Annotated in this window: 14 protein-coding genes; 10 read left to right on the top strand and 4 right to left on the bottom strand. The window is 66.9% G+C overall.

What is annotated here, in order from left to right:
• Window positions 1-24: 24 nt before the first annotated feature.
• Window positions 25-969, bottom strand: a complete 945-nt coding sequence (locus ACEI37_RS03575) for a LysR family transcriptional regulator (RefSeq protein WP_373377360.1) — start codon at window positions 967-969, stop codon at window positions 25-27.
• A 74-nt stretch (window positions 970-1,043) separates the two neighbouring features.
• Here ACEI37_RS03575 and ACEI37_RS03570 point away from each other — a divergent pair, with 74 nt between their 5' ends.
• Entirely contained in the window at window positions 1,044-2,216 is a 1,173-nt protein-coding gene (locus ACEI37_RS03570) for a pyridoxal-phosphate dependent enzyme (protein WP_373377359.1), read from the top strand.
• A gap of 25 nt (window positions 2,217-2,241) precedes the next feature.
• A complete protein-coding gene (locus ACEI37_RS03565) occupies window positions 2,242-3,210 on the top strand; it encodes a tripartite tricarboxylate transporter substrate binding protein (RefSeq protein WP_373377358.1) in 969 nt (322 codons plus the stop codon).
• A gap of 11 nt (window positions 3,211-3,221) precedes the next feature.
• Here ACEI37_RS03565 and ACEI37_RS03560 read toward each other — a convergent pair whose 3' ends face one another.
• Complete coding sequence (locus ACEI37_RS03560; protein WP_373377357.1) at window positions 3,222-3,512, bottom strand: hypothetical protein; 291 nt, start codon at window positions 3,510-3,512, stop codon at window positions 3,222-3,224.
• Window positions 3,513-3,686: 174 nt separating this feature from the next.
• Between ACEI37_RS03560 and ACEI37_RS03555 the strand changes: the two genes are divergently transcribed.
• The 4 genes from ACEI37_RS03555 to ACEI37_RS03540 all read left to right on the top strand — a co-directional run bounded on the left by ACEI37_RS03555 (window position 3,687) and on the right by ACEI37_RS03540 (window position 7,330).
• Window positions 3,687-4,331, top strand: coding sequence for a DUF1326 domain-containing protein (locus tag ACEI37_RS03555; RefSeq protein WP_373377356.1), 645 nt, complete (start codon window positions 3,687-3,689; stop codon window positions 4,329-4,331).
• Complete coding sequence (locus tag ACEI37_RS03550) at window positions 4,328-5,119, top strand: DUF2182 domain-containing protein (RefSeq protein ID WP_373377355.1); 792 nt, start codon at window positions 4,328-4,330, stop codon at window positions 5,117-5,119. Before ACEI37_RS03555 ends, ACEI37_RS03550 begins: the two co-directional genes overlap by 4 nt.
• Window positions 5,120-5,240: 121 nt before the next feature.
• Entirely contained in the window at window positions 5,241-6,836 is a 1,596-nt protein-coding gene (locus tag ACEI37_RS03545; protein ID WP_373377354.1) for an MDR family MFS transporter, read from the top strand.
• 32 nt (window positions 6,837-6,868) lie between these two features.
• Entirely contained in the window at window positions 6,869-7,330 is a 462-nt protein-coding gene (locus ACEI37_RS03540) for a MarR family winged helix-turn-helix transcriptional regulator (RefSeq protein WP_062803497.1), read from the top strand.
• Window positions 7,331-7,366: 36 nt separating this feature from the next.
• On the opposite strand, the gene ACEI37_RS03535 is transcribed toward ACEI37_RS03540, so the two are convergent.
• A complete protein-coding gene (locus tag ACEI37_RS03535; RefSeq protein ID WP_373377353.1) occupies window positions 7,367-8,032 on the bottom strand; it encodes a response regulator in 666 nt (221 codons plus the stop codon).
• Window positions 8,033-8,442: 410 nt separating this feature from the next.
• On the bottom strand, window positions 8,443-9,402 hold the full coding sequence (locus ACEI37_RS03530) for a LysR substrate-binding domain-containing protein (protein ID WP_373377352.1): 960 nt from the start codon (window positions 9,400-9,402) through the stop codon (window positions 8,443-8,445).
• Between the two features lie 785 nt (window positions 9,403-10,187).
• Between ACEI37_RS03530 and ACEI37_RS03525 the strand changes: the two genes are divergently transcribed.
• From ACEI37_RS03525 to ACEI37_RS03510, 4 genes are all read left to right on the top strand, one after another.
• Window positions 10,188-10,475 (top strand): transposase, encoded by a 288-nt coding sequence (locus ACEI37_RS03525; protein WP_373377351.1) that lies wholly within the window; start codon window positions 10,188-10,190, stop codon window positions 10,473-10,475.
• A 67-nt stretch (window positions 10,476-10,542) separates the two neighbouring features.
• The gene (locus ACEI37_RS03520) at window positions 10,543-10,917 is read left to right on the top strand and encodes a hypothetical protein (RefSeq protein ID WP_373377350.1); all 375 of its coding nucleotides are present in this window, start codon (window positions 10,543-10,545) and stop codon (window positions 10,915-10,917) included.
• Between the two features lie 52 nt (window positions 10,918-10,969).
• Entirely contained in the window at window positions 10,970-12,316 is a 1,347-nt protein-coding gene (locus tag ACEI37_RS03515) for a DUF3300 domain-containing protein (RefSeq protein WP_373377349.1), read from the top strand.
• A gap of 3 nt (window positions 12,317-12,319) precedes the next feature.
• The gene (locus ACEI37_RS03510) at window positions 12,320-13,198 is read left to right on the top strand and encodes a DUF2950 domain-containing protein (protein ID WP_373377348.1); all 879 of its coding nucleotides are present in this window, start codon (window positions 12,320-12,322) and stop codon (window positions 13,196-13,198) included.
• The last annotated feature ends 126 nt before the right edge of the window (window positions 13,199-13,324 follow it).

Genomic DNA, 13,324 nt, shown 5'->3' with positions numbered 1-13,324 from the left:
AAAGGCGCAGCGGCAGTGCGTGCATCACTGCAGATCGGCCAGGCGCTGGCGGCACAGGCTGACGAACTGCTGTGCCGCGGTGGATTGTCCCAGGCTTGGATGGAAGGCCAGGATGGCGCGGAATCGGATCGGCGCGGTCAGGGGTACGCTACGCAGCCCGAGCGCCACATAAGCGCGGGCGACCAGGGGATTGGTGATCGCCAGGCCGGCACCGGCCAGCGCCAGCGAGCATTGCGTATGGCTGTACGGAGTCGTCGCCACGAAGCGCGGGGCGATGCCGAGTTCGGCAAAGCATGCTTGCAGCCGGCGTTGCGCCGGATCCGCGGCGTCCAGGCCGATCAGCGGCACGTCGACCAGGTCTTCGATTCCTACTTTCGCGCGTGCCGCGAACGGATGCGTTGCCGGCGCGACGCACACGGCCTGCACCGCGTAGAACTCGGAAGCGGTCAGGCCGCTGGTGTCCGCTTCGTCGCCCATGAACGCGATATCGAGTTCGCGCTGCAGCAAGCGCTCGCGCAGGCCGCGGGAGCTGTCGACCTCCAGCTGGCAACGAACGCGCGGATAGCTGTGGACGAAGTCAGCCACCGCCGCCGGCATCACGCTGGACGCCATGGCGTGCAACACCCCCACGCGCAGCACCGTGTCCTCATGCGTGCGCAATTGATCGATCCGCCGTTGCACGGCGTCGAGTCCGACATAGACGCGTTCGACTTCGTCCATCAAGGACGCCGCCTCGGGCGTCGGCACCATGCGCCCCTTGCTGCGGTCGAACAGCCTCAGCCGCGCCGCCTTTTCAAGCTGCAGCACGATCTGTGTCACGGCGGGCTGGCTGATATGCAGCGCTTCGGCGGCGCGGCGCGCCGATCCCAGGCGCATGACCATGCGGAACACCTCGACCTGCCGGGCGCTGATGCCTGAATCGGCGGCTGTCTCCATCTCTACCCTATAAGTTTTACTTAAGTCGATCATCGGCGCGCCTGCGCAACGGGATCATGGCCTGGCATAGACTCGAGCCACTTTCACTCCGGCCATCAGCCTTTACCATGCGCGCCAGCGGCAATCCGACTCCGACCCAACCGCTCATCAATCCGGCGATGCAGGGGCTGCGATGCATCACCTGCCACGCCCGTTATCCGCTCCACGACATGCCGGAAGGCTGCCCGGCCTGCGCGGCCGCCGGTCATCCAAGCAGCCTTGAAGCGGTCTACGACGCCCAGGCACTGGATTTTGCACCGAAAAGCGGAAGTTATACATGGGGCCACTGGCAGCCCTACCTGGACGGCGTGTCACTGGGGGAGGGGGCCACACCATGCATTCCGGTGCCGGCGCTGGCGTCGCTAGCCGACGTGGCGTCGGTCTGGATCAAGCACGAAGGCGCGAACCCGACCGGCTCGCACAAGGACCGCATGTCGGCGCAGGCCGTCAGCCGGGCCCTCGATATCGGCGCGCGCGAGGTGGTGCTGGCATCCAGCGGCAACGCCGCGGTTTCGGCCGCGGCCTATTGCGCCGCCGCCGGGCTGGACTGCGAGGTCGCGACCTACCAGGCGCTGCCCGCCGTGTTCGACGCGGCGTTACGCCATTACGGCGCACGGCGCGTCGTCTGCGATAGCGGTCATGCGCGCTGGGCGCATGTGCGCCGGCGCGTCCGGGAGGAGGGCGCCTTCGCGCTGACCAACTACAGCGTGCCGGCGGTGGGGAGCCCCGTTTTCGGCGTGGAAGGCTACCGGGCCGTTGCGCTGGAGTGGGTGGCGCAAGGATGCCGCCCAGACCATGTCATCGTGCCAACCGCTCGCGGGGACCTGCTGTGGGGCATTTACAGCGCCCTGCGGGACCTGGTCGCGTTGGGACACTTGCCGAAGCTGCCGCGCCTGTGGGCGGTCGAGCCGTTCCCACGGCTGTCGCGGGTACTGGCTGGCGCGTCGCAGCAGTCCGACTTCGCCGGCACGACGCTTCAGTTTTCCACGGCCGGCTCTACCGTGACCGCCCAGCAGGTCCTTGCCGTCAGGCGCTCGGGCGGCGGCGCGGTGGTGGTCGACGACGCGGCGGCACGCGACGGCACCGGTCATCTCGCCGCCGCGGGATTCTGGGTCGAACTGTGCGCCGGCGCGGGCCTTGCCGCGGCGCAGGCGCTACGCGGCGACGGGCGCATCGACCGGACCGAAACCGTGATGCTGATGCTGACCGCGCGCGGCGACCGCGATCCGGGCCAGGCATGATTTCAAACACCTTGGGGAGACACTCATGAAGCTGCGTTACCTGCTGACCGCCATCACCTGCTGCCTCGCGGCCCATATGCCGGCGGCGCTGGCTGCCTATCCGGAAAAGTCGATCCGGCTGATCGTGCCCTGGGCCGCCGGCGGCAGTACCGATGCGCTGGCGCGTGCGGTCGCGCAGCGCATGAGCGAATCGATGGGCCAGCCCGTGGTGGTCGACAACCGCGCCGGTGCCTCCGGCCGCATCGGTGCCGACACGCTGGCCAAGTCCGCGCCGGACGGCTATACGCTGGGCGTCATCGAGCTGGCGCACACCGTTGCGCCGTCCGTGTTCCGCCAGATGCCCTACGACGTGTTGCGCGACTTCACGCCGGTCTCGCTGCTGGGCGAGGCGCCGCTGGTGCTGTTCGCGGACAGCACGCAGTACCGCGCCGGAGAGATCCAGCGCTTCCTGGCGGACTCGCGCAAGGCGGGAACGCCGCTGCAACTGGCCACCAGCGGCAACGGCTCGATCAGCCACCTGGCCGCCAAGATGCTGGAAAGCCAGGCGGGGATCCCGGTCGACTCCGTGCCGTACCGCGGCTCGGCGCCGGCGCTGACCGATGTCTCCGCGCAACTGGTCAAGGGCCATTTCGCGACGCTGGCAAGCGGCAGCAGTCTGCTTGGCGGCAACAAGATCTCGGCGTTGATGGTGACCGGCCCGGTGCGTGTGGCCGCGCTTCCCGGCGTGCCGACCACCGCGGAAGCGAAACTGCCCGGCATGCAGGTCAGCCAGTGGTGGGCGCTGGTCGCGCCGGCGCGGACACCGACGGCGGTGGTGAACCGGCTTGCGGACGAAGTGCGCGCGGCGCTGGCGAGTCCGCAGACCAGGGCCAGGCTCGACAGCCAGGGCATCGAACTGAAGGCGTCCACCCCAGCCCAACTGGGAGACCGGCTTCGCACAGAGGTGGACCGCTGGGGGAATCTGGTGAAGCAAGCGGGTATTCAGCCCGAATAGTGTAAGTGTCTCTACGCCCAACCTGTCCGGCTCAGGCGATAGATGCGCACGCTGTGAATCGCCAGCGCAAGCGGGAACAACATCAGCGCCGCCGAGGCGACGAACCACACGAAATCGGCGACGATGGTGGGCCGGATCTGTTCCAGGTACGCCGCCGAAGCGCCGCCCGCCAACGCGGCGGCAACGAAGAGGCCGGCCACCAGCAGCCCCGGCGCACCGACCAGCCAGGCGCAAACGCACAGCAATACCAGGACCCAGCACAACTTGTACCACCACAGGCACTTCCGCATCTCTGCAGGCATGGCGACCTCCGTTTCCGGCGATGGTACCTCACCAGGCTGTGGGTAGCCCAACGCACATGCTGGCGCAGATCCCGTCTTGACTTCCCCTTGCTGCACACTAGATTCAAGCCAGACTGCCCATCGTGCGGGGACGATAAGCAGGCGCTCAAGACGTCAAGCGCAAGGAGGACTGCCATGACCCCCTGGGAAATCCAAGGCACCGAGCTGATCAACTGCAATTGCTCGTACGGATGCCCGTGCCAATTCAACGCGCTGCCAACCAAGGGCTTCTGCGAAGCAATGGGCGCGATCTCGATCAGCGACGGCTATTACGGCGACGTGCGACTCGACGGCCTCAACATCGCGGTGGTGTTCCAGTGGCCCGGCCCGATCCACGAAGGGAGAGGAAAGTGTCAGCCCATCGTGGACGAACGGGCCACCCCGGAACAGCGCGAAGCGGTCCTGAAGATCATGACCGGGCAGGACACCGAGCCGTTCGCGACCATGTTCGCGGTATTCGCGTCGACGCTCGAGCAAGCCTTCGATCCGATCTTCACGAAGATTGACTTCGACGTCGATGTCGACGCCCGCCGCGGCCGGATCCATGTTGAAGGTGTGTTCGATACCGTCGGCGAACCGATCCGCAACCCGGTAACGGGCGCCGAGCATCGCGCCCGGATCGATCTGCCGCACGGCTTCGAGTACGAGCTTGCCGAGATCGGCTCCGGCACCAGCCGCTCGCAAGGCAATATCGCTCTGGATCTCAAGGGCACCTACGCGCAGTTCGCGCGATTGCACATGAACAACAAGGGACTGATCCGGCATCGCCCTGCCGCATGAGCAGTCTCGAGAACGTCCTCGGACGCGAGCGCGCCATCACGTCGCTCGGCGTCGTCGTCATTGTCGCGTTGTCGTGGGGCTATCTGTGGACGGGGGCGGGCACCGGCATGTCCGCGCTCGACATGACGGCAGTCACGCTTTTCCCGCATCGGCTGCCGGGTGGCATGGGTGGCATGGATACGCCGTTGTCCACCGTCATCCTTATGTGGTGGGTGATGATGATCGCAATGATGACGCCGAGTTCGGCGCCGCTCGTCTTACTGTATCGGCGGGTATTGCGGCATCACGACACCTCCGGTGGCGCGTCTGCTGCCACGTCGGTGTTTCTCCTGGCCGGCTACCTTACCGCATGGCTCGCGTTTGCCATCGGCGCGTCATGGCTGCAACTGGCGCTGCAGCCGACCGGCCTCATTTCGGCAATGATGCTGTGGTCGAAGAGCGCCCTGCTGTCCGCGACCGTGCTGCTCGCGGCCGGCGTCTATCAGTTTTCGCCGCTCAAGCGCGCCTGCCTGGCACAGTGCCGCTCGCCGGCAGCATTCCTGGTCGCGCACTGGCGTCCCGGCGTCGCCGGCAGCTTCCTGCTTGGCATGCGCCACGGCGTCTATTGCGTGGGTTGCTGCTGGATGCTGATGGCGTTGCTGTTCGTCGGCGGCATCATGAACATCGTATGGATCGCCGCGCTGTCCCTGGTGGTCTTCGTTGAAAAAGTCCTGCCCGGCGGCGAACTTGCCGGCCGCGTGCTGGGTGTCCTGTTAATCGTCTGGGCGGGCGCCACGCTGTTGGTGTAGGGGCTTCCGCCAGCTCACGACGGGGCGCGCTGGCTTCACTATCGTGGCCAAATGCGACAGGGCAAGGCAGCGGAAGTTGCCCTATAATTCTTGACAATGCAACGATTGATCGAGCAATAAAATGAACCCCGAGCCACATAGCCCCCAGCCCGCCGGCCAGATCCTGCCGTTTCGCGAATCGCTGCTGGCCATGCTGGGCGTGGCATTCGTGGTGATGCTGGTGGCGCTGGACCAGACCGTGGTCGGCACGGCACTGCCCACGGTGGTGGCGGAACTGCAGGGGTTCGAGTACTACGCATGGGTGGCCACGGCCTATCTACTGACCTCGGTGATCACCGTGCCGCTATTCGGACGCCTGGGGGACTACTACGGGCGCAAGCCTTTCGTGCTGGCATCGATCGTGGTGTTCTCGGTGGCCTCTGCGCTGTGCGGCATGGCGCCGAACATGCCGTTCCTCGTGGCGGCGCGTGCGCTGCAGGGCATCGGCGGCGGCATGCTGGTCGGTACGGCCTTTGCCTGCATCGCTGACCTGTTTCCGGACTCGCACGTACGGCTGCGCTGGCAGGTGATGCTGAGCGCGGCGTTCGGCATTGCCAATGCGGTCGGACCGTCGCTGGGCGGCCTGCTGACGGAGTGGTATGGCTGGCGCGCCGTGTTCTACGTCAACCTGCCGGTGGGGGTGCTGGGACTGTGGTTTGCCTGGCGCTACCTGCCGCATCTGCGCCAGCAGGCGCATCGCGGACCGATCCGCGTCGACTGGCTGGGGGCGCTGCTGATCGCGTTGGGACTCGGCAGCTTGCAGATGAGCGTGGAATTGTTGCCGGCGCGTGGCCTCGATCCTTATACCGCGGGCTTGCTCGTGCTGGCGGCGGTAGCGCTGGTGGCGCTGTGGCAGTGGGAGCGGCGCTGCGCCAATCCGATCTTGCCCGTGGAAATGTTCCGCGATCCGGGGCTGGCGCCGTTGTTCAAGCTCTCGGTGTTCGCTGGTTTCACCATGTTTGCGCTGCTGCTGTATGCGCCGCTGCTGTTCCAGGGCGGCTTCGGCTACTCGCCGAAGGAGGCGGGGGTATTGATCACGCCGCTGGTGGTCTGCATTACCGTGGGCAGCATCCTGAACGGCCGCATTGTGACGCGCATTCGCCGGCCGAACACCATGCTCTATGCCGGCTTCGGCATGCTGGCGCTGTCGTGCCTGGGACTGTCGCAGGCCACCCGCGGCATGCCGCATGGCGTGCTGATGGTCATCATGCTGGTCGGCGGCCTGGGCCTGGGCTTTATCATGCCGAACCTGACAGTGTTCGCGCAGCAGACCGCGGGCCGCGAGCACCTTGGTATCGCCACCGCCATGCTCCAGTCGCTGCGCATGGTGGGCGGCATGGTCGGCACGGCGATCGTGGGCACGCTGGTCACGCGCAACTACACCGGCGGCGTCGAGCAGGCGCTGTCCGGCGCCAATGCCGTCCAGTGGGCATCGCGCATGGCGGACCCGCAGGTGTTGATCGACAAGGCGTCGCAGCTGGCGCTGCTCAGCCAGCTGCAGCAGGCCGGGCACAATGGCGCATTGCTGCTGGAGCAGGCGCGCGTGTCGCTGGTGGGGTCCATCCATCTCGGCCTGCTGGTGGCGGGTGCGGCGGCGGCGCTGGGCGTGTGGTGCGCGCGCCAGGTGCCGTCGATCAAGCTGACCCGCAGCCCCGCTCCGGCGATGGCGGCAGAGTGAAATCCGGCGGCAACTTACCCTGAGGAGAATGGATGGAACTGGAGCGACAGAGCGTGGCCGTATTGCAGCAGTTCGGCCGAACCTACCGCGCCTATGCGGGGGCGTTCGAGCAGCGCATGGGACTGCCCTTGCCGCGCTGGCGCATCCTGCATGCGCTGCATCACCAGGAGGGCGCCATCGGCCAGAAGGCGCTGGCCGACCTCGTCGTCATGGACCCCGGTGCGCTGACGCGCCAGCTCAAGGCCATGCAGGAACTGGGCTGGGTCGAGCGCACCACGTCCGAGCGCGACAACCGCGTGACCCATGTCACGCTGTCGCCGGCCGGACGCGAGGTGGTGGCGCGCGCCATGCCGCTGCGCTCGGCGTTTCTCGAGGACGTGCTGTCCGAAGTCTCGCCCACGACCATGCGCGAACTGTCGCGCGGCCTGGCGCGCCTGGAGGCGGGCATTGCTCACGCACAGGCCCGTGCGGCCGAGCAGGCCGACGCGGCCTGACGCCGCGGCACTGCATGCTGCGCGGCCGCGTTGCGCTCAGCCGCTCAGCAGCAAGCCGTTGAGCGCGGCAAACTCGAACAACTCGCGGTCGTTGGTGACGCCGAGCTTCTGCATGGCGCAGTTCTTCTGCCGGCTGATGGTCTTGACGCTGCGGCACAGCTGGATCGCGATCTCGCTGACCGAGCGCCCGGTCAGGTATAGCCGCAGTACTTCCATTTCACGGCGCGACAGGCGTTCCGCGCCGGCCCGGCCCGCGCCCACCAGGCTGCCCGGGTCAGCCTGCGACAGGACTTCCATGGCCGACTTGCCGATGTAATGAAAGCCGCGCTGGATGCGGTACACCACCGTGACCAGTTCGGTCAGTGGAGCGTCCTTCAGCACCAGCCCGTGCACCTGGGTGTCGAGGATGGAGCGCAGCACCAGCGGGTTGGTGATCATGGTCAGCACGATCACCGCCATCGTTGGATGCCGCCGCCGCAGGCTTGCCAGCAGCCGCAGTCCGTCGCTGTTGCGTTCGCCCTGCGCGGGCATGTGGTAGTCCGTGATGACGACATCGGGGCGCAGGCTGTCGATGCTGTTGAGCAGCGCCGTCGCGCTGGTCACGCTGCCGCAGACTTCCCAGCCGGTCTGGGTGTGCAAGCGGTCGGCGACGGCCGCCGCGACCAGCGGGTGGTCGTCGGCAAGCAGGATCCTCAATGCCATCGGGTTGCTCCTCGATTCTTGTTCACACGGCGCAGCCTTCGGCAAACGTCAAGAAAACGCCGCACGCCTGGGCGACGTGCGGCGCAAAAATGACGCCAGATATGGAGGCGCCGGACAACTGCTCGCATTACCACCGGTCCGGGCCAAACGGGAGACGGCCGGACTGCGGCAATGCCATGGCAGCATAGCGGCGAGTCAGTCCGGCGGAACTAGGAGGATTCGTAAATCATGGCCCGAAAAGATCCTTGTGCTAACCAGCGCGCGCGAGCCGGCAGTTCGGAAATCCATCTCGGCAATGGGATAAACGGCGTGAGTGTCGCCGATCCGTGACAACGATCGGTGACGAGAAGGGGCGCTGCCGCCTTGCGGCGGACAGCGCCCCTTTTGCATGTTGGTTATCGCGCCTGGCGTCAGGTCGTTGCGACCTCGGCCGGGGCTGCGGAACGCCCGTTGCGGCGCCCGTCGATGGCCTTGAGCGGGTCGCGCAGCACCGCGCTGCCGACTTCCATGACATCGCGCAGCACGCCCTGGTCGCGGCTGCGCTCCGGCCCCCAGAAATGCAGCGCGGCCCATTCGGGGAAGCTGCTCGGCGGTGCCAGCAGCCGGGTCTTGCGCTCGCGCGTGATCAGCGGCACGTTGAAATCCAGCACCGGGCAAATGCCGCCGGCGGAATGCAGCAGCGTGATCTGCGTATGCCACGAGGGCACCACCGTCTCGCGATGCCCGGGCGTGCTGGCCTGCCGGCTCAGGAAGGCGCGCAGCGGGCTGCCGGCCTCGCTGTCTTCCTGCAGCAGGATCCAGGCACTCTCGCTCTCATCATGCGTGCCGCCGCGCGTGGCGCTGACCAGCCGGCGCGGCGTGGCCATGATGTTGTGCTGGCGCACGCGTTCGGGATCATGGCCGCTATCGACGACGAAGGCGCAGTCGAGTTCGCCGTCGCTCAGCTGGCCGGCAAGGGCGGCGTCGGCAATCACCGGGCGCGTGACAAAGCTGTCTTGCGGAAACTGCTCGCACAACGCCGTCAGGATCTCGGTGATGACGGGATCGCCGATCGATGACGAAAAACCGATCGAGACGCGCCTGCCGCCTTCGCGGCGCTTGCTCGGGCCCGGTTCGCCGGGCCGCACCAGGTGGTTCCATTTCGCCAGGATCTGGCGCGCCGTCTGTTCCAGGCGCAACGCATGCGGAGTGGGCTCGAGCATGCCGTTGCGCTTGACGAACAGCGGGTCGCCGGTGATCTCGCGCAATCGCGCCAGGCTGTAGGCCACCGTGGGCACGCGTCCCTGAGTGCAAGCCGCAACGGCGCTCAGGTCACGATACTCCATGACCAGAACAAAGACATGCAACAACTTCGTGCTGACATGACGCATTCCGACTTCTCCCGATACATGACTTCGCCTTCTTCTTTTTTTTCGGTCTGATGCAAACAGCGATGCGCCAGTGATGGCACGCAGGAAACCAGGGCGCACCGCGGCGCGTTGGCCACGCCGCGAGAGCCATGTAGGTCAAGCTTGGAGTCCCGCACGCAAGGCTTCGGCAGGATGTTTCACTACACGCGTGACACGCTAGTGTCCACGTAGCTCAGACCCACAACTTAGCGATTCTTTGATCCATCAAAATCCGGCGCATGCCGACGGCCGGGATGGGTACCGGCATGCGGGGCGACTTATGGGTGGTGCGCTGCCGGGTCGCGCTTCTGCCGGCGCCGCTGGGGCGCCGTGCGAAGGCTTGTGAAATTTAGTTATGCCGAGGAATCTTAATACATGCTTAGAAAAAGTCATAGAAACTTGAATTGATGACAGACCTGTCAATTCTTTTTTGACGCCTTTGTATTGCACCGCAGACATGGCTTGCCATCAGCGTTTGCGGGCCGGTCTGGCGTGAAATACCGGTTCTGGCGGAGATATTTCATCCCCCGCTTGGGTGATCATTGCATGCAATCATTCCATGTAATTTCCAAATTGGAATAACGAAATTTGGTGACGCATGCCAATGGCTGCCACTGGCGCGCCGCGATAATTTTCTTAACTCGCACTGCGAAGACACTGAATTGCCTTTTGCGGCGGCACTGGGCTAACTTACGGCGAGAGTCGGCACGGTTGGCGTCGCGGCTGTGCGACGCCTGGGCCCCCGCCGTTGCGAAGCGGAGAGATTCGTGAACAGACGGTATTCGGAAGAACAGATCCGCGGTTATCTCGCCGAGGCGGCCAGCGGCGTACCGGTGCGCGAGCTGTGCGCGCGCTATGGCTTCAGCGATGCATCGTTCTACGGATGGCGCAGCCGCTACGGCCAGCCCGGCAACGGCGAGGCTCGCGACGGGCGCAAGCTGCGGGAACTGCAGGAAGAGAATGCCAGGCTGAAGAGTATGCTTGCGGACGCGCTGCTCAAGCTTGAGTTGATGCGCAACCGCACCGGCCGCCGCAGCAACGGCAAGGACCGCTAGCGACGGACGGTTCCCGCAACACGCCCACGGCTCAGGACTCGCCGTGGATGGCTCTGGAGTAATAGGTTTGACGAAGTTTCTGATCAAGGCTGGCATGCTGGCATGCGCCGCCATGGTGGCTGCCCCGTTGTGGGCGGCTGGTAATGCCAGCGCGGCAGCGGCCGCTGCAACGCCGATGGTGGCGCCGCCACCGCCCCGGATGCTGGACGAGGCCACCGCGGTGGTGGAGGGGCCTGGCGGCACGCTGTCGACATCGCAGCGGCAGCATTGCCAGGGCTTGCTCGACCAGATCAACGCACTGCCCGGCGGACCGCAGTGGTCTGCCGGCAAAGGTTCGGTCTCCACGGCTGACGGGCGCACCTACCCGACACTGGAACGCCAGGCGGATCGCAAGCGCCTGGAAGAAGCGTATCGCCAGCAGTGCGCGCAGGAGCGCCGCTGAGCGGAGCCCTGGCGGCGGCCGGCTGTCACTTGCGAACTTGTGGAGCGTCAACATGCATCGTCTTCAACAGCTTTTCGCATGGTGCCTGGCACTGTTGCTGATGGCGCCCCTGCAGCCCGCGCTGGCGCAAACCACGCTGAGCCAGGCGCAACTGGACCAGCTGACCGCGCCAGTGGCGCTGTATCCCGATGCGCTGCTGTCCCAGGTGCTGATGGCTGCGACCTATCCGGCAGACGTGGCTGCGGCGGCGCAATGGTCCAAGGCCAATCCCAACCTGTCGGGTGACGCCGCGACCAAGGCGGTGGCCAGCCAGAACTGGGACCCCAGCGTGCAATCGCTGGCCGCCTTCCCGTCGGTGCTCGACATGATGGGACGCCAGCCGCAGTGGGTGCAGTCGATCGGCGATGCGTTCCTGGCGCAGCCCAATGACGTGATGGACTCGGTGCAGCGCTTGCGCTTGCAGGCGCAGAAGGCAGGCACGCTCAAGACCACCGAACAGCAGAAAGTGGTGACCCAGAGCACTGGCGGCACCACCATCGTGCAGATCGAGCCGGCCAATCCGCAAGTGGTCTACGTGCCGACTTATAACCCGACCACGGTCTACGGCACCTGGCCGTATCCGGCCTATCCGCCGGCGTATTACCCGCCGCCGCCGGGCTCGGTGTTCGCCACGGCGCTGGTGTCGGGGATCGGCTTCGGGCTGGGTGTGGCGGCGGTCGATGCGATGTGGGGCGGATTCAACTGGCACGACCACGATGTCAACATCAACGTGAACCGCTACAACAACATCAATGTCAACCAGCGCCTGGACGTGAACCGCGCCAACGTGAACTGGCAGCACGACCCGGCCCGGCGCGGCAACGTGCCCTACAACAACGCGGCGGTGCGCGGCCGCTATGACCAGCAGCGCCAGGCCGGCCTGGCCAATCGCCAGGCGGGGGCGCAGCCGGGCCAACGCGTCGGCGGCGCCGGGGCCGTACAGCGTGAGCCGTCGGCGCGCGACCAGGCACGCGATCGCGCCGCCCGCTCGTTCGAAGGCCGTACCGGCCAGGCGATTCCCGGCCATGCCGGCGGCGTGGCCGGCCGCACCGAGGGCACGCGGCCCGGCGCAGGCGGTGCCGGCACGCGCGATCCGCGTCCCGCCGGTGCCGAGCACCAGCGCGCGGACCAGGCCGCGGCGCGCGACCGAGCGCGCAATGCCAATCGTGACAACGCACTGCGCGACGCCGGCAACGGCGATCGCATGCGCCAGCAGACGCAGCGCGCCGGGTTGTCCCAGCACCAGGCGGCACCGGTGCGTCCGGCCGGATTCAACCAGGGCGGCATGCGCCACGGCGGCGGGCCCGGGGGCGGTGGCCGGGTCGGTGGCGGCGAACATTTTGGCCATGGCCGGAGGTAATGCATGATGCGCAAGACCGGTAACCTGATTTCTGCCGTCCCCTTCGTCCGCGGTGCGCGCGTGCTGTCCGTGGCGGCAGCGGCCCTGGCCCTGTCGCTGGCCATCCCGGCCGCGGCCCAGCAGGTCTACCCGAGCCCCGAAGCGGCGGCCAATGCGCTCGGCGATGCCATCGCGCGCAGCGATGGCGACGCGCTGCGGCGCGTGCTCGGCCGACAATACCAGTTACTGGTGCCGCAGGGCTCGATCGACCAGGATGACGTCTACGACTTCCTGGGCGCATGGGCGCGCCACCATGCCGTGCAGCCCGAAGGCGATAACCGCGCGCGCATTGCGGTGGGCGAGAGCGGATGGACCTTCCCGGTGCCGCTGGCCCGGCAGCAGGGCGGCTGGCAGTTCGACCTGCCCGCCGGCAAGCAGGAAGTGCGCCGCCGCCGCCTCGGACGCAACGAACTGGTCACCATGGAGACCCTGCTGCAGCTGGCGGATGCCCAGCAGCGCTATGCCGAGCAGGTGGGGCAGGGACGCTACGCCAGGCGGCTGATCAGCACGCCGGGCAAGACCGACGGACTCTACTGGCCCGCCGCCAGCGAGCAGGACGCCAGCCCGCTCGGTCCCGACGCCCTGGCGATGGGCCCGGAAACGCCCGCCGTCGACGCGTTCTACGGCTATCACTACCGCATCCTGCCCGCCGGCAAAGGCAGCGACGCCGCGTACGGCCTGATCGCGTGGCCGGCCCGTTACGGCGATACCGGCGTCAATACTTTCCTGCTCGGCAGCGACCGTGTGTTCTACGAACGGGACCTCGGCCCCGGCACGGCATCACGCGCCAGGGCCATGCGCAGCTTCTCCCCCGAAGGCTGGAAACGGGTGGCCGATCGCTGACTTTCTCAGGTCTTGCGGCGGCGGGCCAGGCGCGTCTCGCCGCGGCCGCCGCATGCGCCGGCATCAGGTTCGTCCCCAGCGCACATCCCCCCACCGGCCGTGGGGGGTAGACTTCTCTTGGCTGTG

The organism is Cupriavidus nantongensis (genome assembly GCF_041726985.1).
In the GTDB taxonomy this organism is placed as follows: domain Bacteria; phylum Pseudomonadota; class Gammaproteobacteria; order Burkholderiales; family Burkholderiaceae; genus Cupriavidus; species Cupriavidus nantongensis_A.
The sequence above is the reverse complement of the archived record's forward strand: the minus strand, read 5'-3'. Positions and strand labels throughout refer to the sequence as shown.